The sequence below is a fragment of the Fischerella sp. PCC 9605 genome (assembly GCF_000517105.1).
Taxonomy (GTDB): Bacteria; Cyanobacteriota; Cyanobacteriia; order Cyanobacteriales; family Nostocaceae; genus PCC9605.
Genome location: NZ_KI912150.1, coordinates 304,203 through 329,585, shown reverse-complemented (window position 1 = coordinate 329,585; position 25,383 = coordinate 304,203). Strand labels below are relative to the sequence as shown.

General features: G+C 43.9%; 25 protein-coding genes and 3 pseudogenes. 11 read left to right on the top strand and 17 right to left on the bottom strand.

All coding sequences use genetic code 11. From position 1 onward, the window contains the following. Positions 1 to 545: 545 nt before the first annotated feature. Positions 546 to 1,430: an aspartoacylase gene (locus FIS9605_RS0124810; protein ID WP_026734993.1), complete on the bottom strand. Its 885-nt coding sequence runs from the start codon at positions 1,428 to 1,430 to the stop codon at positions 546 to 548. A 132-nt stretch (positions 1,431 to 1,562) separates the two neighbouring features. Here FIS9605_RS0124810 and FIS9605_RS0124805 point away from each other — a divergent pair, with 132 nt between their 5' ends. Further along, positions 1,563 to 2,522 carry a LysR family transcriptional regulator gene (locus FIS9605_RS0124805; RefSeq protein ID WP_063748484.1) on the top strand — a complete coding sequence of 320 codons (960 nt, stop codon included), beginning with the start codon at positions 1,563 to 1,565 and terminating at the stop codon, positions 2,520 to 2,522. 315 nt (positions 2,523 to 2,837) lie between these two features. On the opposite strand, the gene FIS9605_RS43040 is transcribed toward FIS9605_RS0124805, so the two are convergent. Next, positions 2,838 to 3,011: a hypothetical protein gene (locus FIS9605_RS43040; RefSeq protein WP_155960522.1), complete on the bottom strand. Its 174-nt coding sequence runs from the start codon at positions 3,009 to 3,011 to the stop codon at positions 2,838 to 2,840. 260 nt (positions 3,012 to 3,271) lie between these two features. Next, entirely contained in the window at positions 3,272 to 4,840 is a 1,569-nt protein-coding gene (locus tag FIS9605_RS38100; RefSeq protein WP_197036133.1) for a S41 family peptidase, read from the bottom strand. Positions 4,841 to 5,729: 889 nt separating this feature from the next. On the opposite strand from FIS9605_RS38100, the gene FIS9605_RS0124790 reads away from it, so the two are divergent. Continuing rightward, positions 5,730 to 6,959, top strand: coding sequence for a hypothetical protein (locus FIS9605_RS0124790; protein WP_026734991.1), 1,230 nt, complete (start codon positions 5,730 to 5,732; stop codon positions 6,957 to 6,959). Positions 6,960 to 7,428: 469 nt separating this feature from the next. Here the strand turns inward: FIS9605_RS0124790 and FIS9605_RS43030 are convergent, their stop codons facing one another. From FIS9605_RS43030 to FIS9605_RS0124775, 4 genes are all read right to left on the bottom strand, one after another. Then, positions 7,429 to 7,569, bottom strand: coding sequence for a hypothetical protein (locus FIS9605_RS43030; protein ID WP_155960520.1), 141 nt, complete (start codon positions 7,567 to 7,569; stop codon positions 7,429 to 7,431). A 226-nt stretch (positions 7,570 to 7,795) separates the two neighbouring features. Continuing rightward, positions 7,796 to 8,149, bottom strand: coding sequence for a TetR family transcriptional regulator C-terminal domain-containing protein (locus FIS9605_RS38095; protein WP_442854729.1), 354 nt, complete (start codon positions 8,147 to 8,149; stop codon positions 7,796 to 7,798). Between the two features lie 254 nt (positions 8,150 to 8,403). Further along, positions 8,404 to 8,787: a nuclear transport factor 2 family protein gene (locus FIS9605_RS0124780; protein WP_026734990.1), complete on the bottom strand. Its 384-nt coding sequence runs from the start codon at positions 8,785 to 8,787 to the stop codon at positions 8,404 to 8,406. A gap of 202 nt (positions 8,788 to 8,989) precedes the next feature. Beyond that, a complete protein-coding gene (locus FIS9605_RS0124775) occupies positions 8,990 to 9,871 on the bottom strand; it encodes an oxidoreductase (RefSeq protein ID WP_026734989.1) in 882 nt (293 codons plus the stop codon). 118 nt (positions 9,872 to 9,989) lie between these two features. On the opposite strand from FIS9605_RS0124775, the gene FIS9605_RS0124770 reads away from it, so the two are divergent. Continuing rightward, a complete protein-coding gene (locus FIS9605_RS0124770; protein WP_026734988.1) occupies positions 9,990 to 10,880 on the top strand; it encodes a LysR substrate-binding domain-containing protein in 891 nt (296 codons plus the stop codon). Between the two features lie 210 nt (positions 10,881 to 11,090). Here FIS9605_RS0124770 and FIS9605_RS46700 read toward each other — a convergent pair. After that, positions 11,091 to 11,816: pseudogene (locus FIS9605_RS46700) on the bottom strand (IS1634 family transposase); the annotation flags it as partial. 22 nt (positions 11,817 to 11,838) lie between these two features. Between FIS9605_RS46700 and FIS9605_RS44340 the strand changes: the two are divergent. Next, positions 11,839 to 12,006: a hypothetical protein gene (locus FIS9605_RS44340; RefSeq protein ID WP_197036132.1), complete on the top strand. Its 168-nt coding sequence runs from the start codon at positions 11,839 to 11,841 to the stop codon at positions 12,004 to 12,006. A 282-nt stretch (positions 12,007 to 12,288) separates the two neighbouring features. Here FIS9605_RS44340 and FIS9605_RS45475 read toward each other — a convergent pair. Next, positions 12,289 to 12,453: pseudogene (locus FIS9605_RS45475) on the bottom strand (XRE family transcriptional regulator); the annotation flags it as partial. A gap of 223 nt (positions 12,454 to 12,676) precedes the next feature. Here FIS9605_RS45475 and FIS9605_RS0124740 point away from each other — a divergent pair. Both FIS9605_RS0124740 and FIS9605_RS43020 read left to right on the top strand, forming a co-directional pair. Further along, positions 12,677 to 14,782 (top strand): annotated as a pseudogene (locus FIS9605_RS0124740) (plasmid replication protein, CyRepA1 family); the annotation flags it as partial. Next, the gene (locus FIS9605_RS43020) at positions 14,766 to 14,930 is read left to right on the top strand and encodes a hypothetical protein (RefSeq protein WP_155960517.1); all 165 of its coding nucleotides are present in this window, start codon (positions 14,766 to 14,768) and stop codon (positions 14,928 to 14,930) included. The pseudogene FIS9605_RS0124740 and the gene FIS9605_RS43020, both read left to right, overlap by 17 nt. 238 nt (positions 14,931 to 15,168) lie before the next feature. Here the strand turns inward: FIS9605_RS43020 and FIS9605_RS45470 are convergent, their stop codons facing one another. The 3 genes from FIS9605_RS45470 to FIS9605_RS38080 all read right to left on the bottom strand — a co-directional run bounded on the left by FIS9605_RS45470 (position 15,169) and on the right by FIS9605_RS38080 (position 17,535). Then, entirely contained in the window at positions 15,169 to 15,303 is a 135-nt protein-coding gene (locus FIS9605_RS45470) for an HNH endonuclease signature motif containing protein (protein WP_231510456.1), read from the bottom strand. Beyond that, positions 15,263 to 16,012 carry a group II intron maturase-specific domain-containing protein gene (locus FIS9605_RS46695; RefSeq protein ID WP_442854727.1) on the bottom strand — a complete coding sequence of 250 codons (750 nt, stop codon included), beginning with the start codon at positions 16,010 to 16,012 and terminating at the stop codon, positions 15,263 to 15,265. Before FIS9605_RS46695 ends, FIS9605_RS45470 begins: the two co-directional genes overlap by 41 nt. Before the next feature lie 179 nt (positions 16,013 to 16,191). Next, positions 16,192 to 17,535, bottom strand: a complete 1,344-nt coding sequence (locus FIS9605_RS38080) for a reverse transcriptase/maturase family protein (RefSeq protein WP_051470133.1) — start codon at positions 17,533 to 17,535, stop codon at positions 16,192 to 16,194. Between FIS9605_RS38080 and FIS9605_RS43010 the strand changes: the two genes are divergently transcribed. The 3 genes from FIS9605_RS43010 (at position 17,517) to FIS9605_RS38075 (ending at position 19,962) form a co-directional block, all read left to right on the top strand. Beyond that, positions 17,517 to 17,870, top strand: coding sequence for a hypothetical protein (locus FIS9605_RS43010; protein ID WP_155960516.1), 354 nt, complete (start codon positions 17,517 to 17,519; stop codon positions 17,868 to 17,870). The genes FIS9605_RS38080 and FIS9605_RS43010 overlap by 19 nt on opposite strands. A 39-nt stretch (positions 17,871 to 17,909) precedes the next feature. Further along, positions 17,910 to 18,164, top strand: a complete 255-nt coding sequence (locus FIS9605_RS45455; protein WP_231510455.1) for a recombinase family protein — start codon at positions 17,910 to 17,912, stop codon at positions 18,162 to 18,164. A 244-nt stretch (positions 18,165 to 18,408) separates the two neighbouring features. Continuing rightward, a complete protein-coding gene (locus FIS9605_RS38075; protein WP_231510454.1) occupies positions 18,409 to 19,962 on the top strand; it encodes a recombinase family protein in 1,554 nt (517 codons plus the stop codon). Between the two features lie 8 nt (positions 19,963 to 19,970). On the opposite strand, the gene FIS9605_RS38070 is transcribed toward FIS9605_RS38075, so the two are convergent. Continuing rightward, a complete protein-coding gene (locus tag FIS9605_RS38070) occupies positions 19,971 to 20,540 on the bottom strand; it encodes a reverse transcriptase N-terminal domain-containing protein (protein ID WP_035140148.1) in 570 nt (189 codons plus the stop codon). Between the two features lie 810 nt (positions 20,541 to 21,350). After that, positions 21,351 to 21,578, bottom strand: coding sequence for a hypothetical protein (locus FIS9605_RS0124710; protein ID WP_026734985.1), 228 nt, complete (start codon positions 21,576 to 21,578; stop codon positions 21,351 to 21,353). Between the two features lie 741 nt (positions 21,579 to 22,319). On the opposite strand from FIS9605_RS0124710, the gene FIS9605_RS0124705 reads away from it, so the two are divergent. Further along, positions 22,320 to 22,529 carry a hypothetical protein gene (locus FIS9605_RS0124705; RefSeq protein ID WP_026734984.1) on the top strand — a complete coding sequence of 70 codons (210 nt, stop codon included), beginning with the start codon at positions 22,320 to 22,322 and terminating at the stop codon, positions 22,527 to 22,529. On the opposite strand, the gene FIS9605_RS43005 is transcribed toward FIS9605_RS0124705, so the two are convergent. Further along, positions 22,530 to 22,667, bottom strand: a complete 138-nt coding sequence (locus FIS9605_RS43005) for a hypothetical protein (RefSeq protein ID WP_155960515.1) — start codon at positions 22,665 to 22,667, stop codon at positions 22,530 to 22,532. It abuts the gene before it with no gap. Positions 22,668 to 22,690: 23 nt separating this feature from the next. Between FIS9605_RS43005 and FIS9605_RS39990 the strand changes: the two genes are divergently transcribed. Continuing rightward, positions 22,691 to 24,163 (top strand): alpha/beta fold hydrolase, encoded by a 1,473-nt coding sequence (locus FIS9605_RS39990; RefSeq protein WP_051470132.1) that lies wholly within the window; start codon positions 22,691 to 22,693, stop codon positions 24,161 to 24,163. A 47-nt stretch (positions 24,164 to 24,210) separates the two neighbouring features. Here FIS9605_RS39990 and FIS9605_RS43000 read toward each other — a convergent pair whose 3' ends face one another. Further along, positions 24,211 to 24,552, bottom strand: coding sequence for a hypothetical protein (locus FIS9605_RS43000; RefSeq protein ID WP_155960514.1), 342 nt, complete (start codon positions 24,550 to 24,552; stop codon positions 24,211 to 24,213). A 252-nt stretch (positions 24,553 to 24,804) separates the two neighbouring features. After that, positions 24,805 to 24,993 (bottom strand): hypothetical protein, encoded by a 189-nt coding sequence (locus FIS9605_RS42995; RefSeq protein ID WP_155960513.1) that lies wholly within the window; start codon positions 24,991 to 24,993, stop codon positions 24,805 to 24,807. Positions 24,994 to 25,383: the final 390 nt, after the last annotated feature.

The window sequence follows — 25,383 nt, the reverse complement described above, 5'->3', positions numbered from 1 at the left end:
TTATCCCTGGCAAGGCGTTTACTGAAAGATAATTTTGCATCAATGCGATCTAAGCAGAACTGCTGAATACGCTGATAGAGTTCCAATTGCTGAGTATTCATACATAAATCTCTGATAGTTTGCGATCGAGCCTCTAAAACATTCTTTTGAATGCGTGAATGCGTGACTTCCCCCTCGTGGGGCAGCAACAAGAGGCAGAGGTGTTCTTAGCTCTTAGCACGGAAGAGAATCCATCAAAGTGCCCCCTGCTTCAAATAGCCCTGCACCCTTCCCCTATGCCTATAATGGGGGCGCTTACTGCGGCTGGGATTTTTTTCGCTCCCTTGTGCCTTAAGGCCTCTACCAGTAATAAAATGCCCAGCCCTCGCGTTTCGCTGCTTAGGCGAAACGCTCATCAATGCTTGGGTTAGGCCAATATATATTTGATAGGGCACCGGCATTTTATTTTTTGGAACACTCTAAGACAAAAGAAAAAAAACTGGAAATTAAGACGTGCTCGACATAATTGAGGTATTGACTGTTGAGTTCTAGTTTTTCGATCTGTTCTAGATGATGCATTGATGCTGCTTGGTCAAATACATTGCAATCCCTTTCTCGTAGTAAGCAGCTTCATTAATAAAGACAGGAAAAACGATTGATTCACCTTCATAGGTGATTGTCTGTCCATCAAAGGTTAAAAATATCGGGTCGCCAGGATGTAGGGCTTTGTAATCTTGAAACTGCAACTGAGGATGAATCATTGCCTTAAGATCTCCAGTTTCATTTCTGGGATAGTCAACACTCTCAATAGTTTGATAAATGGTGAGTGTATTCTCTCTAGAAAGCGGGGTTCGGTGGTTACAAGCTTCTACATAATCCAGAATTGAATCAACCAGTGCTTCCATTTGTTGAAATAAAGTGGCATCTAGTACACCCTGAGCCACAGGACCTACTTCAAAAACGCAGCCGAATTGACTAATTGAGTCTAGGTAAGGCGGATTTTCTAGATTCTGTGTGGGCGGACAAAGTATCTTGATGCTTGGATGGATTGATGTCAGATAGGATGCTAACTGTAAGTTGAATAGATGCTGAAGAGCAACAATCAGGGTGAGACCCATATTGGCGGTTGTGGTGTGCAAATCAACAATTAAATCGGCTGGCTGGCTACCCTGTGACCCAAATCTGCGGTAAATTTCTTTGGCTCGTTGTGCTTCGTAAGTAGATAGGCTAGTGTTCTCCAAATCCTGTTGACGAAAACAGCGGTTGAGATCGGTATCTACATACCGTTTCATCAGTTGATGTGCTCTAGTATTAGCAAGCAGCGTACAACTTTCAAAGCCAGAACGCGCAATTAACTGAGGCGAGCGCTCATATTTTTTGACCAGATAGATTCCGTTTAGTTCATTGCCGTGGGTGGAACCCACGACTACAACACGCGAGATTTTGCTCATGTGAATAACGATTCCTTTTCTCAGATGAAGATTCGCACTGAGAATGTAATGGTGTTGCTACACCAACAATCAAAACAAAATCCTTATATAATGTCTACGGTTATTTGCTTATAATAAATTAACTTAAAACTTATGATAGCCAGATCGGCGATCAACTTTCGACACCTCAGCAAATTTGAATTGAGACAGATATGTTATTTCATGGAGATCGTTGATGCAGAGCACAGTTTCAGTGAAGCATCTAAACGTCTAAACATTGAACAACCCGCCCTCAGTCAAAGGATTAAATCGCTTGAAACAGTGCTTGGGGTAAAACTGTTCAATCGCAGGCGGCGACCGCCTGAGCTTACAGAAGCCGGGAAAGTTTTCTTGCAACAGGCGCAGCTTGGTTTAACTTACATCGACCGGGCAATTACTCAGGCACAACGAGCGAGTCGAGGTGAGATCGGACACTTAGCAGTAGGCATAGGTAGTATAATTGCAAATGGCATTCTTCCTGATGTTCTACGACAGTTCACAAAGCATTTCCCAGATGTGGAACTGGAACTGCGCGAACTCACGGTGGAGCAGGAGATTCAACAACTGCGGGAGCATCGGCTGGATATGGGGTTTGAAAGCATTCCCAGTCCCTACGAGCAGGATACAAGCTTGAGCTTTGAACCAATTATTCAAGAACCCTTTGTGATTGCGCTGCCACAAACCCATCCCCTTGCTACCCAAACCCAAATTCCCTTAACAGCGTTAGAGAATGAACCGTTTATTTTGCCCTCACTTGACGTTATGCCCTTCTACAAAAAGGTTTTGACGCTTTGCGAGCAGGCAGGCTTTCAACCCAAGATTCAAAACGTACAAGCAACCTGGACAATGACTATTCTCAGCTTGGTTGCATCTGAGCTTGGGGTCGCGATCTTACCTAGCAATATCCAAAATCTTCAGCGCCAGGGTGTGGTTTATCGCGCCATTCAAAACGCAAATTTGACTCGCCAGATCGCAGTTGTTTGGCAACGAGATAATTCATCAACTGCCTTGCACAACTTCCTTAAAGTCATTAAAGATGTGACACAGCAAAGCGAATTCCGCTCTCATTCATGAGTTGGATCGAGTTTGGATGCTTCCTAACTTAGTACAGCCCACCATAAATGAGGTACGGAATTTACCTTTGGAATCAGCAGCGAAAGAGTGCGATCGCAATTTTTATTTTCGACCCCTTTTTGTGGTGACGTGTACTTAGAAACAATTATTTAAAACGGCAACTTCTTCCAATACGGTTCGGATAAGCTCTTGAGGCAGGGGAGACAGGGGAAGAAAAATTAGTTCTTTTCTCCCCCCCCTGCTTCTCTTCTACCCCTGCTCCAAGAGCTTGCCTCAACTTCGGATTTCCCTAACCGAACCGTATTGCAACTTCTTCTATCCGAGACGCAGCCAAACCCCAAGATGGTATAGCTTTAGACTAAGCTGCTCCGTCACCAAAGCGATCGCTTGCGGTTGCCCTTCAGGTGCGATCGCCCTTCTTACTCCTGAGCGCGGAAACCTCCGCATCATCGAGCGCACTTCCACCGCCTCCCCATCGGGACAATTCAAAATTCAAAATTCCACGCCCGCAAAATTGTTTCTTAAATTTTGCCTGACAGAATTTTGAATTGTTTTAACATCGCCAGCACAATCCGGGAGTTGACTCGCCCAATTAAACCACCGACTCACATCCTCAGTTACCACATTCTTGCCTTTAGCCCACTGCATTTCTCTGAGGCGTGAGCCGGGAGCAGTTGGGTTTGAGCAGCACCAGGGGTGCAAGTGCCTTCTTCAGTCGGGCGATAGCTCCAAAGAGCACATTCAATAACTCAATTCAACTTGATACAACGCTCATCGGAAAAAGGAGACCATTTGCGCTCGTTGCCCAATCTTTCCCACAATGCACGAAACTCTCGATTGCCCTTTGTTGTGATGGTTTGCCTAACTTGAAATTCTCCTGTTTTTTGATTCGCCGAGCCTGCAAATTTTAGCCTCTGCGACTCCCAGCCGTTACTGGTAACACTGACAAAAGTACCATCTCCAGTGAACGCGAATCTTTCAATCCTGCCTTGAACCAGTCTCCAAAAGTCATTCGACACCTTGTTGTTGCCAACTTGAACAAAACCAACTAGCCATGCATTATTCAACCCTTGAGTGAGTGACCAACGAAACTTGTTATTTGGAGAACTTTGAATGCTGCACTCCCAAGTTCCCTTAAAAAACTCAACTTCACTGAAGTTAGATTTTGGATTATATTCATTTGCTACAACGATTTCAACTGCTTTTTCAAAACATTGCTCGCCACTATTTTTACATTCAGAGATCTCAATATCTGGCTCAATACCCTTGCCCTCAATTGTATTGCCATTGGGTGAGATAGTTTGAGCAATCGGAGCAAGTATGACAAACCCTGGCCATCTCAACTTAAAAACTCCTCCCCCTAATACTGAACCGCTGGTGCGAACCCCTAAGATTTTGGCAGCTCGATGTTCTTGAGCCGCTGCCGCAAATACTTCACAGGCAGATCCGCATTGATTGTCAACCAAGACAAAATAGGGTCTGGGATCTTTGTTGGCTTCAAACCGAGTTCGATACTGAATATATTTCTTCTGTTGGGATAACTTCATTTCTGCAAGACCTATATTTTTGACAGAGTCATCAAAATATCCCCGGAAGATATACGGCTGCTTCATCGCAATCCCATTTCGAGTTCTCTCTGTCGCAATCACTTTATCAGGACCAATGATGTCTTCAATCAAATAACTAATGGCAGACTGAACACCACCACCATTGCCACGAAGATCGATTAGGATTGCTTTGGTTTGGGAAAGTTGAGCTTTTGCTTGCTCGACTGCACGCCTGGTAATTTGAGGAGTGACAAAGCTTTTGACCTGAACAATGCCAATGAAGCCTCTTATTTGCGTTGAAACTGTAGGATCGGTTTTAGCTGTTGACGGAGATTGTTGGGTAAACAAACGGAACAATTGTTCGCCCTCTACAGGATCGAAAACTCTAACATGAGATATGGAAAGCTTGGACAGTTGATTATTAATCAATTGGGTTAACTTTGCCCTTGACCAACTTGAGTTGGTATCAACTTCAGCTATTAACGCCTTTAAATTTTGTTCTCGAAGCTCTTTTTTGAAGGTGGGAGCAAAAATCTTGTCGTCAAGTGTTTGATAAACATTATTGACAAATAGTTTTGCTGACTCAGAAGAGATAATATCTGTACCTCTTAATTTTGATGAGGTAAACCAGGCTAATGAAACTTCTTGTTCTGCCTTTTGAGAAGTTGGGGATTGCAATGATGAAGGAGTTGATGCTTGTGAGGATGTTAATTTACCCCCTATGCAGACCACAAGGTTGAGCAACACTGTTGTCATGACAGCGAAACTCACTATTTTTATCCACTTTATCCACTTTGAGTGCATATAAAATATTTCTCAATTGCCAATTGTACTTATTGGATAAATGAAATAGAGCCCAATTGCTTCCCTAGTAGAGCGATTTTTTGAGCTTAATTGTTCCGCTTGGAAGTACATATAGTTAACCAAATGGTGTCGATGTTTCTCTAAATAATTTGTAAAATTAGTCACATTTTTAATTTTCTGTTACTCAGAGTTTTGAGTACATAATCCCTTTATCCATATGAGGTGGATCTTTGAACAAGGTGGGTTTATATAGCCTCTGTGACTAGCCCAGGGGCGCAAATCGACCATACAGCCCGGCTTGTTAGTCGCGCCAAATTCGACACCAGAGTAGAGTTTCGATTTTAGACAAAAACTTTTTTGGAGCTTCGATTTTATAAAAATTTTCTTTCAAATGATACCAATCAAGTATTTCCAGACGAGTATTTTTAGAGCGCTATCGCCCTTGTTACTCGGGGCAATGGATACATCCATAAAGTCAATTATGCACCGCCTCTGCTGAATTCGTACTATCAATGAAAACCGAGCCAGCCTTTATTAATTAGTTTTCCTCCAAAGTTCAGAGTAGAGGTCGTCTGGGCCCAGCCAAGAACCGCGCCCAAGCAGGTGCTGCGCGACCGACAAGAGTAATCTTGGTGTTTGTTGAATAAATATAAGGCTGTTGCTTTATTTTTTTGGATCAGTCTTAGATGTCGTGTCTAGTAAGTTGGCATGATAAAAAGCTATTATCAATATATTCATCTGGTAATAGTGTACATCTTAGACTAGCAACATATTTGATGGGCTAGCTTGACGAGCATAAGCAACAAAAATGTACTACTAGTACAAGGAATAGTGGTTTTGGTAAAACTAAAAGTTTATGGATAGTCAATCGCAAATACAGCCCCCACCAGAAAGTTTGCTTGCTCCATTGTTGGAATTACGAAACTACTATGCTCAAAGCGTAGAAAAATATGAAAAGTTATACAAGCAAGGTTTAGAGAATCTCAAGCATGTAGAAGCACTATTATCCAACTGGTCTTCACAATCAAGTGTTGAAAACAAGCACTCAACACCCGAAGTGACAACTGAGGTATTGCCTGCTCATGTGGGTGAAAATGGGTTGTTAGGCAATAGTAATAACATTACTGAAACTTCAGCTAATTTAGTAGAACCTATCAAGTCTGAAGTTGGACAAACAAATGATTTAGAGGTAGATAATTTCTCCCAATCAAATCAAAATATCGAGATGCCGTTAGTAACCGATGAGGTAGTAACAACTGCTGACGAAGAAAAATCATTGTCAGAAAACAGCGATAAAATTACTGACTCTTCGCCCGATTTAGTAGAACCTATCAACTCTAAGGTTTCACAAACAAATGATTTAGAGATAAATGAATCACCGGGTGCATCCACGCAGTCATCTGAGGAGCCAGCGTTAACATCTACGGTTGTAGATACATCTTCTGTAACTCAAGCCAACTCGGGCAAATCGTCAGATATTCCCATGCTAGAAGAGTATCAGTCTTTAAGCCGCAGCGAAGCGATCCAAAAGATATTGCAAAAATACGCAGGCAGTATGTGTCACATAGATATGCTGGTGCGATTGCTGTATGGTGAGTTAGAGGCAGATGTATTCAAACTAGTAAAAGGTAGAGTTCAATCAACACTGACTAAAGGAAGAGAAAGCGGGAAATGGTTTTTGGTTCCTGGCAAGCCTGGCTATTTTACTTTGGACTTAAAACTGCTCAACTCGAAGAGTACTAGTTCTTCTAAGCAGTCTTCTAAACAGGGGAAAAACAAAGACAAAAAGCCTTCACCACAGGCGAAAACTAATAGCATTCCAATGCAAGGAGAGTTTGAAGGAAAATTTTTGATTGATGCGATTACTTCGTTGCTGCAACAAAATCCTAGAAAAGTTTTTGATGTGGCACAAGTGATTAACCAATTATACGGAAAACTCAATCCCGAGCAAGTGCAACAAGTAAAATCGAATGTGTTAAGTGAATTGTCGCGTGGTTATCGCGCCGGACGATTCTCAAGAGTGCCTTCACAAAAAGGACTTTACATTTGGGACTCCAAGTTACTACCATCCGTCATCCGTAAATAAATCAAAACAAAATGCTTTGACGACAAGCTTTCGGGAATGTTTTGGCTTAAGTCCATGCCAAATCAATTCAAAAAAGCCAGTACTTTTAGAACAATAGTACTATATTGTCAGTATGATAACCCTTGTTGTGCTTGTTAAGTCTGAGAGCAATAGTGATCGCGAAATGTGTCAAGCTCGCCTAACACTGATTTTTATGGAGCGCGAGCACTAATAATCAATGCAGCAGATGGGTCAACAGAAGATATGTAGGAGTAGAAAAAGCGATCGCGTTTTCTACAGTCAATAGTCATGAGTCAATAGTGATAAGTGGGAAGTGTGCGACGCTCCATTAGATTTCCCCATTTTGTGCGGAGGAGTCCTATTTAGCCCCACTGCGTTTGGAGCAAGGCGTGAACCTGGAGCAGTTGGGTTTGAGCACCAACCTTGTTGCAGTGCCTCTTTGACACGAGCGATCGCCCTTCTTACTCCATCATTGGACACCGCCGCCTGACGGGGCGTGCACATCCACTGCCTCAACAGAAGGCGTATAAACAACTCCCTGTGACATTGCCAATACAATCGGAGGCTGACTCGCCCAATTAAAGGAAGCACTGACATCAGCATTCACCACATTTTTGCCCTTAGCCCGACTCTACTTGGCGACAGCTATATCTGTTGGAGTGCGATCGCGTAATGGGCGCTGTTGCCAAGAGATGCTTTTCATTTCTCCACTGGGCGCAGCTAACTGTTGGGAGAGTATAAGTTATGGTACAAGTGACTTGTTGGAATAGAGCATCGAACCGAAGATTCGCGCACGAATCGGGCAAAGATTTTTGGCCTACTTGATTTCTTTCATGTCAGTGCCGATGCCAATTTCCTATATTCGCATCAATCAGAACCGAGAGCGCACTTTGAGCAAACGTTGCTCCGTTGGCTGACTGTTCGATTGTTGCCATTAAGCTAGCTCCTCCAATCAGCAGAAGGTACTGTTGCGAAAAGAATTCTGGATTTTTGACACCAGCCTTAGCCGCCAAGCGCACAATAATTTGTCGAATCGACTCACGCAGGTCTACCGAAACCTGATGTGCTTTATGAGAGGCATCGGCAAGTTCCAAAACAGCATTGATGAACGGACAACCGCGAAAATTGGGACTTGAGTACCACTCACGCAACACATCAAACGTTGCTAGTAAGCGTTTTTTGGGTGTAATGCCTCGCTCTCCTCATCACAGGAGGCATTGGGGAGAGAGGCGATCGCCCCTTACCCACATCCTTTCAACTACTCTGCCGCCAATAATCTCGATTTTTTCCCTACAGACCATCTCGAAGTACAAGCCCAGTCCTTAAAACGCAATATCCGCAGCAATCTCCTGCCAGCGAGTAGCCAAATCTTGCGCAGTAGAAACCTCAACAGCGGCAAGGTTTAACGGATAGTCCACATTGTCTCGTTCGATCCAGCGCCGTGTTAGGCTGTGTGGCCGGACGATGGAAGCGGACAGACTTCCATGGCTTGAATCAAGCCCTGCGCAATGGTGAAACGATGACCGACGTGCTCATCGGCAAGAACGGCTCCAGCCAGGTCGCGCACGACCTGATGCACTTCGACCAAGATACGCCCGGCCTCCTCCGGGTGAAAAGTCACCGGCTCCACGTGCGGGTTGATCTCGCTCCATTGCTCCGTCCAGTAAGCGCGGACTTCTTCAGGTCCACGGACAAAACCGCCTTTGAATGCTCTCGGCCAGGTCACGTCCGGAGTCATGAGGGCGAGGGCGGCGTCAATGTCCCGCGCATTAAAGGCCGTGTAGGCCGCGCGGAGCAGTTCGATTTCTGGTGCTCTTTGATCTGGCATAAGCGGTGTGGTGAAGGATACGCAGTAGGGCCTAACAATTGATAGACAGAAAGTTTCCGCCTGTCTATCCGCAGTGGGCGGATAGACAGAAAGTTTCTGTATAATACTCCAAAGCTGCTGTTTAAGCCGAATCTTTCCGCATAATACGCTCATTTGGGTGGATAGGTCGAAAGTTTCTGCATAACATCCTAAAGGGTAGAGGCTAAAGGGTAGAGGGTGGACTGGCTCTATCTGTATAATCCGTACTTACAGTCACCTGCTGCCAAGCATTCAAATCCGTTTTGACCCATTCCAGTTTTTCCTGAATCAGGCTCATGGCATCAGTGCCTAATGCCAGTCGCATTGGTGGATGAAGACTTTCCACAGCTTGAATGATGGCTTGCGCCGCTTTCGCTGGATTGCCAGGTTGCTTACCATCCATCTGTTTGAACCACTTCAACGAGGCACCGCTCACCGGAACATAAGCATCAATGGATTGTTCGGCTGCTGCCAGCGAGCGTCCGTTGAAGTCTGTGCGAAATGCCCCAGGTTCAATTAAAGTAACTTTAATTCCAAAAGATTCAACCTCCTTAGCCAAGGCTTCAGATGTGTCTTCCAGGGCGAATTTAGCGCCACAATAAAGGCTGCTGCCGCCAAATCCCACTAATCCTGCTGTGGATGACATATTCACAATGTGACCGCTGCCTTGCTGACGCATCAAAGGCAAGACAGTTCGCATCAGACGGAGTGCCCCAAAGAAGTTGGTTTCAAAAAATTGGTGCATCTCAACATCACTGATTTCTTCGAGGGCGGCAATCAGTCCATGACCCGCATTGTTGACCAGCACATCAATTCGACCAAATGTGGTAATTGCTGTATCAACCGCTGCTTGTATGTCTTGGGACAATGTTACATCCAGACGTACAGCTTTTGCGGTTTCTGGATATTGCTCAATCAAAGCGCGAAGTTGCTCTGGTTCGCGAGCAGTAGCCAGCAGGCGATCGCCCTTCTTCAACACAGCTTCTGCTAGGGCACGTCCGAACCCTGTTGAACATCCTGTAATCAACCAAACTTTAGGAGCGACATGATTTTTGTCTGAGTTCATTGGTTTTCTCCAATATGAAAACAATGAGACGCGCCTCATATTTCTCACGATAGGAGACAGCCATGGAACTGTCCAATATATATATGATTAGGATTAATAGGTTAAACATATAAGTGTGATGGAATTACGGCACCTGCACTACTTCATCGCGGTGGCTGAGGAACTACACTTTAGTCGAGCAGCAGAGCGGTTGTGTATTTCCCAACCCCCGCTCAGTCAGCAGATTCGTAGTTTGGAAGATGAACTAGGAGTCAAACTGTTTGAGAGAACGAAGCGGCAAGTGCATCTGACTGAAGCAGGCAAAGTGTTTTTAGAGCGCTCCTATGGAGTGTTAGCGCAACTCGAACAGGCGATCGCAGTGACACAACAAATCGGGCGGGGTGAGGTGGGACGATTGGCGATCGGCTTTGTTGACTCTGCAATGTATACGTTATTACCAGAGATTGTAAGGGTCTTTCGAGAACAGTTTCCGGCGGTAGAACTGCGATTGCATGAACTGACGACTGCTCAACAGATTCAAGCGCTGCATCACAAACAGGTTGATATCGGCATTGTTCGTTCTGCCATCAGCGAACCAGGTTTGAGTGTGGAGTGCCTTTTGCCAGAATCATTGGTCTTGGCATTGCCAGAAACCCATCCGTTGTCTGCCCAGACTCAAGTGTCGCTCTCCACATTGGCTTCGGAATTATTTATCCTATTTCCTGCCAAAATGGGACCCGTCTTTTACGAGCAGATTATTACCATTTGTCAACAAGCTGGATTTCGTCCGAAAGTGGCTCAAGAGGCAGTTCAGATGCAGACGATCATCGGCTTAGTTGCAGCAGGACTGGGCATTGCGATCGTTCCCGCCTCCTTGCAAAACTTCCACAGAAGCGGAGTCATTTACAGACCTTTACAAGAGCAGATACCTAAAATCGGACTTTATCTGGCTTGGCGGCAGCATGATTCCTCACCAGTAATAAGAGCATTTCTCAGCTTGGCGCGGAAGACGACACAATGGGGAGAGTGAAGATATTCAAGCGTTACGTGATGGTATCCCACTCGCAGATCCAAAATTACAAGCACTACGCCGTTTTAGGCAACGAATGATTCAAGCACGGGGTTGGGTTAAAGATGATGAAATTGAGGAATTTTTAGCAGTTGGTTATGGTAAACAACAAGTGCTAAGTAAGTCGGTGCGAATAAACCGAACTATGTAAAGAAAAGTAAAGCTAGGAAATGTTTTACCCACCAAGGATAATGGGCTCCCGGTAGTAATCTCCCTGAATATTTATGTTGCAGCGTGTTGATAGTGAACTCATTTTACAGTCCCCAACAAACAACAACCCTTTTTTGTTCAGCGTGGCTGCTATTTGTTGATAGGCACCGAATGTAAAGTCCATCATCTGCTTGTTCTCCAGATACTACCACCGATGACAAGCGGCATCCCTAATGGGTCTATCATTCCCATCATTAATTTGACTTGCGGTAGGTTGGGGTCATCCTTGCTGTGTCCAAATTGAAATAAACCCCCCTCAGTGATCATGATTGTTGTTGCATCTAAACGCACTTGCTCCACTGATAACTCATAGACTCGAATAGTGTTTTGGTAAGGAAGCGTTCTATGTGTTCCCAAGTTTGAGCTTCGCTTAACCGCTTCAAGAGTATGGCTAAACGGTCATCTGTAAAGTCGGTTTCTCGAATGTTGATTGAGCACACTTGCTCGCTTGGTGTAACGTCGCTGTTCTACCCATTCCCGAACACGCACTTTCCGGTGGTCTCCTTGTGAGATGATATAAGATAACCAGATACAAGCCACCCATCCCCAGTCAAGCCCTTCCTGTTTCCAGTGACGTGGCAAATATTGGTTGAGCGTTTCCGGCAATCCCATTTTTTTTATCACCTCTAATAGCAAAACAACATCGTCTATTCGTTCTGAGATGATTTTTTGGGGTAAATGTGTCATTCTTCACACTTACCATCAGACTGTGACATCACACACAACATTTTTTATGGCACAAGGGTTATTGAAAACGATCGCCTGCTTGGACGCTATCCCTTATTTCATCAAACTTATTCTCGATTACGCGAATGGTGAGTTTGAATTTACAGTTTTTCTGTTAGTGCTAAAGGCTGAAATGACGCAAAATCGTTAAAGGCTTTGCGATCGCACTCTGGCGAATCTACTACTTGGCACCTGGTGACAGCAACCCTAACATTAGGCCATCATAAGAGGAATCAAGCGGACCGCGATCGCTCGACTCGGTAGTGGCGATCGCGCTCATTGTTAAGCCGCTTTAATGACGGTTAGTAGTGAAAGCTTTGGTTGTGTTGCAGCGCGAAGCGACAATCATATTTTTAAGTTGAGGATTTAGTTTATATAAACCTGCTTACGAAGCCTCTAGCTTTTGCTGAGATGAACTGAAAAATCTCTTTTTTCATTCAAGAGCATAAGTTGACTCCTTGACTGCTGCCATCAGTTCATCAAAAGTGCATTCGTACAGTTTCAAAAGTTCGTTGAACTGATCAATTCGTAACTTTGGAATAGTTTTGCCATACTCCCAGTTGCGAACAGTAGATTCTGCTATACCAACACGGCTAGCAACATCTACTGTTCTTAGTCCTTATCCAGTGCGTCAGCTGTTTGTTGTGAAGAGTTGCTAGACCGTCCTTTTGACCAGTTAACACCTACAGAATGGAATCGGCTTTTGGAGTATGAGCCAACGGATGAAAGTAGGGAGTTGGTAGCAGCGTAGAAGAGGCAGGGGGAAGGGGGCTCTTAGCAGGGGGAGAAATTTCTCCTTATCCCCTTATCATTTCCAAGACAAGAATCCTTCTAAACTAGTTGCCACGCTCAAGCAAAGACTGTTGAGGGGCGAGAAACATCTGCTTTGCGTCTCTGCTCAAAAGGCTAAGTCTCGCTGGGGAAGTATCTGTTTGGAAGCATATTACCAAAAAGAATCAGTGAAGTACTGCCGACAGTTGGAGGAAAGGTACAAAAAGGAAGTACCAGGCATTAGAATCCTGAGAATAGACTCAGAAACAGTTGCTGACCCAACTCACCCCGCTTATGGCTGCACTAGCAATATAAATCAGATAATTGCTGACTATGATTTAGTAATTTGTACTCCAACTCTTGAAACTGGGGTGTCGATTGAAGAGGTTCATTTCCAAGGTGTTTGGGGTATATTTCAAGGTAGTTCTCCTGCTGATTCTGTTCGCCAACACCTTTCTAGATATCGCCCAGGAGTGCCCAGATATATATGGGTCAAATCCGTAGGCATGGGATTTGTTGGTGATAAATCTACTAACTATAAAGGTCTAATTGCTAGTCAGAGAAAATTAGATAAAGCCCACATTAAGAAGTTGGTTGAAGCAGGGTTATTAGAGTCTGCTGATGGTAATTTCGAGCCGATTTGTCTAACCACTTGGGCGAAATTGGGAGCAATCATAAATCAGGGCATGTGGAATTACTCGCTTACAATAATTGCAGATTTGGCAGCAGAGGGACATATCATCAAATCATCATCGGAGGCGAACGAAGATACATTTGATAATGATAATAAGCTGATTTCATTACCAAATGAATCGGAAGTTTCAGCGACAAAGCATGATATTGATGATAACAGAGACGAACAATATCAAATATATAAATCAGAAGTTTCAGCTTCCGAGAGTATTGATGATAAGCAATATGAGGTATTAAGCAAGCAACAAACAAGGACTAAATCGGAATTATTAAAACTAAGAAAAGCGCAACTAGAACGCACTTACAATATCCCTGTAGATGCCGAACTAGTCGCCAAAGATGATGATGGTTGGTATTCAAAAATTAGACTGCATTATTATTTTGATGTGGGGCGAGATTTCCTAACTCTAAAAGATAGCACCACCATGATATCACTGATTAGTGAAGGGGATTATTTCATGGTGGATACGTCGAAGCGGCTTTTGGGTAAAAAGATTGATGCTTTAATCTTTTTAGGAATCGAGCGGCTCTACCAACATACGAATTTCAGCAAGAATCATCCTGTAATTCTAGATATTTTTGATAAGTGCAAACGAAATGCTAATGATTTAAAGCTAATTTTAGGAATTGATTTCTCTAAAATTGACGACCCGATTACATGCACTCAGCGAATTCTTAATCTCATCGGACACAAGATGCCATTTTTATGTAAGGAAGAGCGTAGGGGCAGTCAAGAAAGGATTTATGGTACTCCTGGGGCAGACTTTGAAAAGGTGGAGATAGTCGGCAAAAAACGACCCAAGTATCGGCTCGACGACAATGGACAAGCGATCGCCCTTTGTGATGGTCGAGATGCAGTATTTGAGCAATGGTTGAAGCGAGATGTCGAGGCAGTGCTGAAATCCGACAAAGAGCCCCAGAACATAGCACCTGAAGAAATTTCGGCAGTGCCAGACGAGTCATTAAACCAAAAAAAAGAGCCGGGCTTATTATCTAATCTACTAGCTCCACAATTTATTGGTGAGGGAGCTCTGGGCAAGTCTACACGAAGCGAAGAAAAGGATAAGGCAGGCTTTGATGGTTGGTCGCTTGGTACTGTTGGCATATCGCAGGGTTTCTTCAAGCCTGCCTTATCCAAGCGCCAATATGCGACGCCCTCCGCCAAGCCCGGCTATGCGTCTAAACGTTTTAACCCAGACAATGTTTCGGAAACTTCTTCTGTTTGTCCTGCTAGTCCTGCTAGTCCTGCTAGAGCCTCAGAGCCGACAGTTTCCAAAGACGAACCACAACAAGAGACAGCCGATAAGCCTTGCTGGGTATGGTATTGCTCCCAATGGAAGCAGGCGACCCTTAAAACATTTGAAGACAGGCCAAACGAGAAATTCTTTAAGGCAGTTGTGGAACTTGTAGGAGGGCTTTCCATTATTGTTTGGCAACGAGAGTGTCTTGAGATGGCGGCATGACGCACCCCCTTGGGGTGAAGTCACGCCTGAACGCATTCAAAAGTCACGCATTCAAAATTCAAGCGAGCAAAGTCTGGGTTTGATGAGTTTGCATCTGTTGTTTGATTTTGGAGAATTGGTATCAGCCGTTTTGCGACGGGGTGGGTGATTTTCTGGGGGATTTTGGTAGCCAAGGAAGAGGCTCTTAGCTCTTAGCAGGGGGAATTTCCTCCCCTGTGCTAAGAGCACCCTGCCCAAGAGCTTGGTTCGGTGGCTACTGCTACATATACTACTGGTGTAGTATAAACCGTAGCCACCATCGGTCGGCTGTATTAAACTCAACGAGTCCCTCACGAGACCCGTTGGTCTCCAAAACCGTGCGTAAGACTTTCACCTTACACGGCTCCTCAGTGGCTTGATGCAAGGCAAGCATACCTTTTGCTATCTTTAGCAGTTTTCTCATCGTGGCAGTGTCTGTGAAGTAGTTGTAGATTTTTGTACTCATCCTTTCCACATGCGCGATTTGGGAATGATATGGTCAACTTCCATCACATCGGTTTCCCTGAAATACAGTTCGCAATGAGGGCATTTCCCTTCTTGTTGCTTGAGTAGATTCGTTACTCTTGTAGGCAATAAGGGGTTTTTACCCTGTCTTTGACTCCAGTAAACTAGGTTTCCATCAAAAGGTGAATTTGTTCCTTGTACTTTTACATGCCTAATAATTTTTGTTGCGGAATGTTTTAGCAAGGTCAATCCGTGTTTTGTCCTGAATACCCAGTTATCGTTTCCTACGGTTCCCCAGTATTTCTTGGATACCCAAGTTTTGGATTTTCCAGGGTGTCGACGTTTTGCCCATCTTTGAAGCTTTTGGAGTATTAGACGGTCTAAATCTGAGAATATTTCTTTGCTCACCACTGTAGAGTAATAATTTCCCCATCCTCTGATGACAGGGTTTAGGTGATTTATCAATGCCTCTTGAGGGGCACTCTTGTGAGCGTTAATAATCTTGCAGATTTCTTGATAGTGTCTCTGTATTGCTTCTTTGCTGGGTTTGATGAGTGTCTTGAAACCAAGCGTTCGACCCTTAGAATCTTTGGCAGAGTGTGTTTTCCCTACCTCGTGTTGCCTTATGTTGAATCCGAGGAAATTCAAATCACTAATCGTGTTTGAAGGTGCTCGGTAGTTAAAGGTTTTACCAGATGGGAGTGTCCCTACTTTGATTTTCGAGGTTTTCCTGGATAGTGTATGCACTATCTGGGTTTTACTTGGTTTTAGTTCGAGTCCTATTTCTTTCAACCAATCCCTGATTAGGCTTTCGCATCTATGGATAACCAGGATGTCATGATGGAGGATTAGGAAGTAGAGTAGGCGACCAGCGAGTTACTAAAGCACTTTTCTGTCCGCCCCTCCCCAAACCGGGCTTACGCTTTTCAGAGTACCTGGCTTTCCAGTGTTTCCATGTCGATGGTAGTTCTTTGGGTTATATGTCCTGCATGGATATCCATGTGGCATTGCTGACATACGACTAAGGTTTTACGTTGTCGGGCTGCCATGATTTGAACCCAGTAAGGCGGTGGGGTTTTCCCTTTCTTTTGTAAGTCCTTCAGCGCTCGAACATGATGTACCTGGACATTTTCTTGTGAACCGCAAAGTTCACAGGTGTTAGCCAACAATCGGCGTTCGAGTTCTGTTCTCGGACCTATGATTTGTAAGGGTGAATCGTTGAGGACTGCTTTCATATTTCTCGAAAGAGAGATTCCTCCCCAGTTGGCTATCAACGGCTTTTGTCCTTCTCCACGTTCAACCGTTACTTGTAGTCCAACACATAGACCATTACGAGTTTGAAGTGTGGTTTGATAGTGACGGTATATCGTTCTAACGCTGATACGCAGTTTATGGGCGAGGGTTTGAACTAGTGACCGTTCCATTACCCATTTCAAACGGTTTAGTTGGTGTAAGTTATAAGCCAATCGATAGTACTCTACGATTCCTCGAAACTCCTGCTGGTAATGAGCCACGATGCTGAAAACAGAATCGTGAACTAATTCGGCACGGTGTATCGGTTTACCGTGAAGTAGGAAGCGAGCGCTTTTACTTTTTACAACATCTGATGGTACTCTTAAACCAATTTGCCCATTGATACTGCGGTGTCCCCGCCGATCAAGCCTTTGGTTGTTATTAAGCACTACAATGTCATAACCGAGAAAACGAGCAGCTTCCATGCGTGCGTGGGAGATTAGCGTTTTGGTTTCGGACAATTCAAGTTTGAGATTTTCTCGGAGAAATGTGCCGATTTCGCGCTTAATCTCTTCTGCTTCCTCGTGTGGACCACTGAAGCCAATCAGCCAATCATCAGCGTAGCGAATATAACGTAGGTGGCGATAGTTTGGGTCGAATGGGTCTAAGGAGGGAACCTGCTGCATTAGTCTGCGAGCAGTATGAGCCTCAATTAATAGACCCTTCTTTTTCAAACGTTGAACCTGACCTTGTAATCGTTGCCATTCTGGATTAGGTCGGCGACCTTTGCCACGGTTATATTTTGGAATTAATTCATTTTCAACAAATTTATCAAACTTGTCTAAGTAAATATTCGCAAGAATTGGGCTTAATATTGCTCCCTGTGGACTTCCACTTAAGGTGATATTATACCGCCATTCCTCCAAATATCCAGTTTTGAGCAAGTTTTCGATTAACCTCAAAAAACGGTTATCCTTGATTTTCTCTTTGAGAGTATCGAGGAGAATTGAGTGGTCAAGTGAGTCAAACGAAACCATTACTTAATGCCCATCTCAAGAACCCATCAGCAAACTTAACTGACATAGAAGTAACTGATGTGATGCACCCACTATTTGGGCGAAGGTTTGCAGTGATATCCATATCAACCCCGCCAAGTGGTGAGGGTCATGCGGTAGTAGCCTATCGAGGTCATATGCGCTTACGCATTCCTTTATCAGCAACCCAATTAGCTCTCCCAAAACAGTATTTACGTACTAAGCTCACATTAGAGAGTGTGACTGAGTTAGTCACGTTAGCCAAACAATGTGAGGTTTTATGTCAATCCCACCCCGTGAGATCTGGGAACGCCTCACCCCAGCACTCCAAGAAGTAATCACAGACGAACTACAAACCGTCTTCCAGGAGGTAATTTATGAGTACCTCAGAGCTAGTAACACTCCAACACCTGAACCGCAAAGCGATAATCTACATTCGTCAGTCTACCCCACATCAATTAATCAGCAATCAGGAGAGTTTGCGTCTGCAATACGCTCTGCGTCAGCGAGCTATAGAACTGGGCTGGTCGGATAATAACATTGAGGTAATTGACACTGATCTAGGTATTACCGCCGCCAGCGCAGAACAGCGACCAGGCTTTAAAGAACTGTTAGCGCCCAGTAACTTTTAGGATTAGTAGGGATTATCCTCTCTTATGATGTTACTCGCCTGTCACGTAATTGCTCAGATTGGTATCCCTTGCTGGACTTGTGTGGGTTACAGGGGTTGTTTGATTGCTGACAAGAGATGGGGTTTATGATCCAAGTAGTGCCAATGGTCGATTATTGTTGGGACTCAAAGGACAAATTTCCGAAGTAGAGTTGCATACGATTTGCGTTCCCGCTTAAGTGCTGGGATTCTTAGCAAAGCCAGGCGTGGTGAACTGGCACTCACCTTACCTGTGGGTTTTGGTTCGTGATGAACTGGGAGTGGTGCAGAAAGACCCAAATCGTGAGGTGATTAACCGAATTAACTTAGTGTTTGAGATTTTTGGGCAACGTAAGTCAGCTTCCAAAGTGTTGCAGACGTTCAACAGTGAAGGGCTGTTGCTTCCACGGAGAAATCGCTTTGGTGATATTTTCTGGCGCAAGCCTAGCGTGGCAAGTATCATCTCAATTCTGAAAAATCCTGCCTACGCTGGTGCATTTGTATATGGACGTACACGTACTCTCAAACGTGGTTTGGTTTCAAATCAGCCACAACAAAAGCAATTGCCAATGGCCGAATGGAAAATCCGAGTCAATGACGTATATCCAGCTTACATCAGTTGGCAAACCTACGAGCGTAATCAGGCACAGCTTATGGATAATTATGCTGAGTATGACCGCAATAAAACTCGTGGTATCCCTCGCCCTGGTGCAGCATTACTGCATGGGATAGTTTACTGTGGTGAATGTGGTCACAAGATGGTTGTCCAGTACAAAGGCGCAACCCGCTATATTTGTAACTCCTTACGGCAGCAGTATCGTGTGCCTGTTTGTCAGTATATTCCTGCTGATGCAATTGATGAGTACGTAGTCAATGCCTTTTTAGAAGCTTTGTCAGTTGTAGAGCTAGATGCTTATCACAAAGCTGTCAAAACCCAACAGCAGTCTCAAGAGACAGTGGAACGAGCGCACTCTCAACAAATACAACGTTTACAGTATCAAGTAGCACTAGCAGAAAGACAGTTTAACCGGGTTGACCCGGATAACCGATTGGTAGCGGCCGAACTAGAACAGCGTTGGGAAAACGCTTTACGCGAACTAAAACTTGCCCAAGAAAACTATGCTCAACGTCAGCAGCCTCAAACAGTAGATCACCTACCAAAAGAACTCAAAACTGCTTTTATTAACATTGGACAAAGGCTCCCTGAACTTTGGCACAGTGGCACCTTGACACAAGTGCAAAAAAAATCTCTGCTACGCTGCCTCATTGATAAGGTCGTCATTCATCGTGTTGCACGTGATACAGTTCGCACTCGGATTATTTGGAAAGGTGGTGACACTACTAATGTTGACCTGCCAATCCCAGTTGGTTCATTGGCTGAACTCACCAATGCCCAGGAATTGGAAACTCAGGTTGTTAGTTTGAGCCAACAAAGTATTGATGACCAAGTTATCGCTCAACAACTGACGGCACAAGGTTATCGATCGCCACTATGCAAAACTCTCCTGCCCAGTACAGTCAAAACTATCCGGCTTAAACATCATATTTTTCAAAACCGTAGCCAGTCTCATCCCCGCGAGATTTCGGGTTATCTTACGGTTCCTCAAGTTGCCCAGTCTTTAGAACTTTCACCCCACTGGATCTACGATCGCATTCATAACGGAACGATCGCCATTAGCAAGGATGAATCAACCGGGCTTTATCTGTTTCCTAACCTTCCCGATACACTCTTACAATTCCAAAAGCTCAAAGCTGGAGAACTCCAGAACTTGCGTTTTTGAAAGGAGTATCAAGATGCCCAATCAAAGCAATTGGATATATCGGCATCTAACACCCATTTGGGTTTCTTATTAATGCTGGTATAGATTGCTGCGATGGTATCATGAACTGAACGTCCAGGTCTGAATCCGTAGCTGTTGGGTTCAAAGCGAGCTTCCCATTCTGGTTCTAATGCCAGTTTGACAAGCGCTTGAGTTGCCCTATCTTGCATTGTTGGGATACCAAGCGGTCTTTTTTCCTTCTTTGGGGGTTTGGGTATCCAAACACGTCTGGATGGTTTGACCGGATTGGATAATCTCAGGTTTGTAACCAGTTTAAGTCTTGCTTTTGGTGTGAGGGATTTAACCCCGTCTACACCAGCGGTTTTCTTACCTTGGTTGTCCTGTGTGACTTTGCGTACAGCTAAGGCTTTGGCAGACCAAGACCTCATCAATGTTTTCTGGAGTGAGCGAACTGCTTTGACATCACCACGGACTGAGGCTTGGAAAATTCTTTTCTGAAGCTTATGAACACGACGTTCCAGCTTACGCCAAGGTGTCGTATTCCATTCCATCATCTGATTGCTCAGTGCTTTAGACATATATACTTCCTATTTGGACTTTTCCGTTCAGACCACCGTGGGTACGTCAGCATATCTTAACCATTACAGTCAAGCATTCGCTTGTTACCCAATCTCTCCCCATATCACATCTGGGAGCGCACCTACTTTGAGTATCGACCTCTCAAAGAGTAAATATGGGGTTACTTCGTTCCGAATGACAATTCTATGTGTCTTTAGAGTGATACTATTCACCAGGTTTATTGAGGGTGCATATTGGTCAGATATCGAACTGCCAATCTCTTGTTATCCTTTTACCTTTTGGTTGTGGCTTGTCAGCCTTATTTAGCCACTTACTCCTTACGATGATTAAGACGTATCTTCAAGCCGAGGCTTTACTCATGGACACTTTGCTCGATGGACACCGATTTTAGGCTATCAGTGGAGCCACCTTTCATTCCCGCTTTACGGATTGATGGCTAGTCGCTACCGTAGAGAAAGTGCTGTCACTCCTGCACCTGGAGGGTAGGATTCTCACCTACATTGTCATTCAGTTGTCAAGGTTCATTACCTTGCGGCTATTCCTTCTAAGCCTTGTTGGGCTTGATTTCTAGCCAACGAATCGCACCAATATTGGGAATATGGTAGTCATTGATTGACTATCGGGACTTAAACATTTTTGAGGCAGAAACAAGCCTCAAATTCATACAGGGCAAGGAAAATACACCCCTTGCTCAAAAATGCTTGAAACCCAGATATATCAATAAACTAGGCAAAGCAATGTCAAATTCCCTCTGTATATACATTTGAGCGTTTTTTATGGCTATTTTTTGTCTAAGTCCCACTATCTATTTATTTATATAGGTGGTGAGAAGAGGTAGGGAGCACTTTGTAGGGTGCAGGGGGAGGAATTTCTCCCTTGCTCCCAACTCGAACCTGCACCCCTTGCTTAGTTTGGTGACTACGGGGACTGGGTAGTGCGATCGCTGTTGCTGTTTTGCGACGGGGAGGGTGATTTTCGGGGTGAGAATTGGTAGCCACCATCGATGGGGCGTCAATATTGGGTTGGGGGGTAGTCACGCGCCCTTAGACAAAACCATGACATATACGGACTCGCCTTGTTAAATCTTTCGTCAAAACGAGCGTATTTTTCGAGGAGGTGAGTCCACTTGCCGTCTTAGTGAGACCAGCCCCCGTCTTGGCTTATGCCGAGATGGTGAATCCACTCCCCGTCTTGGTGAGGAACGCGGTCTTGGGGGTTTCCCCCATGAGCGATTCCGAACCCGTAAGGGCTTCTGCCGAGAGGGGGAAGTGGTGAACCCGGAGGGGGGACTGGCGAACCCGTAGACGCGTAAGCGGCTTCTCGTAGAGTAGGGCTTCTGCCTAGATGGTGAGTCAGCACGGTCTTGGGGGTCTCCTGCTTGTGTGGCTGCGAACCCGAAGGGCAGGGCAATGAGAGTGGGTTTATTGAGAATAAAACTAGTATTTTTAGCAATAGACGAAGCCGATAAGTTACACCCCGACTAGTGGGTGAATGTTTATGAGATAGATGTATGCGGTAGGGCAACTTTTTATTGTTCTTGTCAGGTTAAAGAATTGGACTTAGATGACCCAGAAGAATATGGATTAGAGCCAATAGATGAAGATGGAAATTTGATGTCTCTTAAGGAAGCATTTTCGTTGAGCTAATTTCTTTTTAAATAACTATATTTATTACAGAGTATGGTAAGAAGCCAACAAGTTTATTCTGTTTGAGGCAAAATCGAAGTATGAGAATCAAGAGCAAATGTCCTCAATCGATACAACAAGGAGGATTTAAAAATGAGTGAAAAAAATTACATTTTAATTTCGGCAATTGTTTTTGCTTTAGTGGCACTCTTACATTTAGTCAGACTGTTTACTCACTGGTCATTTCAAATTGGTACAGTTGCCGTTCCGCTCTGGGGGTCATGGTTAGGACTTTTAATTGGATCTGCATTGAGCATCTGGGCATTTCGCCTCTTATCTCAGTGGAAAATTAGTCACCAATAATTAATCACAAGCGATCGCTTTGAAAATTGCCCGACCTAGAGATTGGCGATCGCCGCTCGAAGAAAATTCAGTTAGAGCAAATAGTGAGGTCGCGGTAAGAGAAATTTTGAAGTGTGATGTGAGGAGTAAAGGCGACACGGCGACACCTTGTTAGGAATAATATGACTCAAGGAAACTGGCTTAGACAACCTAATAATGATCTAAGCGTTATTTTTATTCATGGTATTAATTCTAGTGAGGAGTGTTGGAGAAATCCAAACGGAACCTACTGGCCTGAGCTACTTAAAGCAGAAAATGATCTTTCATCGATTGGAATCTATGTATTTACTTATCGAACAGGCATTTCTGGCGGTTACTACAGTTTAGGAGATGTCGTAGATTCACTCAAGGAAAATTTACGCTTGGATAATGCGCTCAATCATTCGCAAATGATATTCGTCTGCCACAGTATGGGAGGGATTGTCGCTAGACGATTTCTGGTTAGTCAACAACTAGATTTGCTTGAAAATGGATTGGAGGAAGCTGGTTTATTCTTGATTGCATCTCCATCGTTGGGGTCTAGATATGCAAACTTGCTCAGTATTGTCTCAAAAGCTGTAGGTCATACGCAAGCAGATGCACTAAGGTTTTCACAAAGTAACACTTGGCTGAACGATCTTGATAAAGATTTCAGGAATCTCAAGGAAACAGGTAAATTAGCGATCAAAGGAAAAGAATTAATCGAAGACCTTTCAATCTTTTCCAAAATTTGTTTGTTTTTCAAAGAGCAAATTGTTGAACCATTTGCTGCTGCAAGATACTTTGACAATCCGTTCAAAGTGCCGGGTTCCGATCATTCTACAATTGCACGACCTGAATCTGCATCATCTATTCAACATCGTTTGCTTTGTGATTTTATAAAGACTATGAAGATAGATGTGGGAAGCCATGATGGAGTGGTTCATTACCAGAACGGTAAGCAAGAAGACCTGAATTTGAATTACGATCGTAATACTTTTCCCCCTCCGATTACTGTGAACCGCTACAGAGATTATCAAGAAAGGAGAAAACAAGACATTGTTGATCTACTTGAAATAATTAATATTGATGTTCGCCGACATCATTGCCATTGGGATACACTGCACGAAATTCCAATCCACCCTCTAGAGCTTACTGGTCAGGAGGAACTTTCATATTTATATGAACTATCTAGGTATTCTTTTCATCAAACAATATGTAGGTTTGGTGTTGATGAGCAAGGAATGAGAAGATTTGATTCTACTGCTTATGACAAAGTGGTTGATCCAATCCTTGATGTGACAGTAAGAAATAAGTCGGATGATACTGTAATAATTACGCGGTTATTTGTAGCACCATTAGCGGCTTGGACTATACCCAAAGCTTATCCAATGCCAGGGGTCATTAAAGTTATGAATGCATATACAATACCAGTTGATTTTACGAAAAAGCTTTCTAGATTCACGTTTGATGATCCGCTTTTTATTCCAGCAAAAGGACCTTGGCGTTTTACTATTCATCTGAAGTCTTTTGATCAATCACTTTCCCCATTTGGTAACGAGAGCCTTATAACTATTGGCATCGAAGGAAATAATTTTAGTTGCGAAAGTAAACCCATTTACTTGGGTATTAATTAGACCTAATAGAAGGTTCGTGTCATACGATGCAACTTACACTGAAACCCCTACTGAGCAAAGCATACAGAGATTAAATTAAATTCATAAAGCGATCGCTTCTTAGTTACACCGTTAGTGAGCCGAATAACTGACAACCCAAACAAATAACCCAAAACTGGTAACTGCTCACTCTTTACTGATAACTGATTTATGATGGCAATTACCCACGCCACAATCGCCACTGCTGGAACTTCCCTAATCCTCGGCACTGCCGACCCCTTACCCTTGGGTTTAGCCATTCTCGGTTCGCAGCTTCCCGACTCGACACCACCGAAAGCACCATCGGTAAAATCTTCTTTCCCATTAGCAGTTGGATAGAAGACAGGTTTCCTCATCGAAGTATTACTCATTCTCTGTTGGCAATGGGTTTCATTGCTAAGTCAACAGTCAGCAGATGTTGTACGGTTAGTACTAGGCTGTTTACTTTGAACCCTTTAGCTTACAAGACTTCATGTAAAATATGTGTTGGCTCTTTTGGTCGGAAAGCTATTGTTCCAGCCGCTTTCCGACAAGTGAAAAGTAGCATGAATAATTTTCCAGGAAATTCCCTAAAAACACTCAAAGTAAACACCCTAGGTTAGTACGACTGCTGAGTACGGTTATTACGAAAGATTTTGTAAGTGTTTTTGAACAAAAGCCTTGAGTTGATGGACGTTTCTACCAGCTTGACGGTTGTGTCCGCGTAGATTGGTAACACCCTGGGAGTCGTGGTATTGCTGAATATCGCGATCGTAGGTGTGAAGGAATTGCTTTACGGCGTCTCGGTGGACGTTAAAGGTGCGGCCAAGCAAGCATAATTGTGATGGCGAAAGTACTTTGTGGGTGCTGATGATTCCATTGTTTGATGGCTTGGAAGATTTGGATGGCTCGGTGTAAGGCCCTACCAGGATGAGTTGGGACTGTAGGTTTGGCGATCGCTAGCAATGAGGAGAAGGTTATCAGTAGAGAATGAAAGAAAAGGGAGTTAGGGTCAACAAGATTTAAACTAGTATTGAAGTTTTGGTGCTCCCAGATTGCGTTCTCCTGCTTGAGTTCGTAAAAGATGATTACGCAAGCATCTCATCCTGAGTTGCTATTGATTGTATATGAAGTTCTGTTGAGCCTTAGTTTAGTGAAAAAAACTTCACATATAGCATAACTTGAGAGAAAATAAGTGAAATTTGGCTCAATTTTGAAATAGA

What these genes read in the sequence shown, in the direction of transcription:
- FIS9605_RS39990 (WP_051470132.1), top strand. Translation starts at nt 22,691, where the DNA reads ATGACTCAAGGAAACTGGCTTAGACAACCTAATAATGATCTAAGCGTT.
- FIS9605_RS38070 (WP_035140148.1), bottom strand. Translation starts at nt 20,540, where the DNA reads ATGTCTAAAGCACTGAGCAATCAGATGATGGAATGGAATACGACACCT.
- FIS9605_RS0124805 (WP_063748484.1), top strand. Translation starts at nt 1,563, where the DNA reads ATGATAGCCAGATCGGCGATCAACTTTCGACACCTCAGCAAATTTGAA.
- FIS9605_RS0124790 (WP_026734991.1), top strand. Translation starts at nt 5,730, where the DNA reads ATGGATAGTCAATCGCAAATACAGCCCCCACCAGAAAGTTTGCTTGCT.
- FIS9605_RS0124775 (WP_026734989.1), bottom strand. Translation starts at nt 9,871, where the DNA reads ATGAACTCAGACAAAAATCATGTCGCTCCTAAAGTTTGGTTGATTACA.
- FIS9605_RS0124705 (WP_026734984.1), top strand. Translation starts at nt 22,320, where the DNA reads ATGAGTGAAAAAAATTACATTTTAATTTCGGCAATTGTTTTTGCTTTA.
- FIS9605_RS45455 (WP_231510455.1), top strand. Translation starts at nt 17,910, where the DNA reads ATGAGTACCTCAGAGCTAGTAACACTCCAACACCTGAACCGCAAAGCG.
- FIS9605_RS0124810 (WP_026734993.1), bottom strand. Translation starts at nt 1,430, where the DNA reads ATGAGCAAAATCTCGCGTGTTGTAGTCGTGGGTTCCACCCACGGCAAT.
- FIS9605_RS0124770 (WP_026734988.1), top strand. Translation starts at nt 9,990, where the DNA reads ATGGAATTACGGCACCTGCACTACTTCATCGCGGTGGCTGAGGAACTA.
- FIS9605_RS0124780 (WP_026734990.1), bottom strand. Translation starts at nt 8,787, where the DNA reads ATGCCAGATCAAAGAGCACCAGAAATCGAACTGCTCCGCGCGGCCTAC.
- FIS9605_RS43000 (WP_155960514.1), bottom strand. Translation starts at nt 24,552, where the DNA reads ATGAGTAATACTTCGATGAGGAAACCTGTCTTCTATCCAACTGCTAAT.
- FIS9605_RS38080 (WP_051470133.1), bottom strand. Translation starts at nt 17,535, where the DNA reads ATGGTTTCGTTTGACTCACTTGACCACTCAATTCTCCTCGATACTCTC.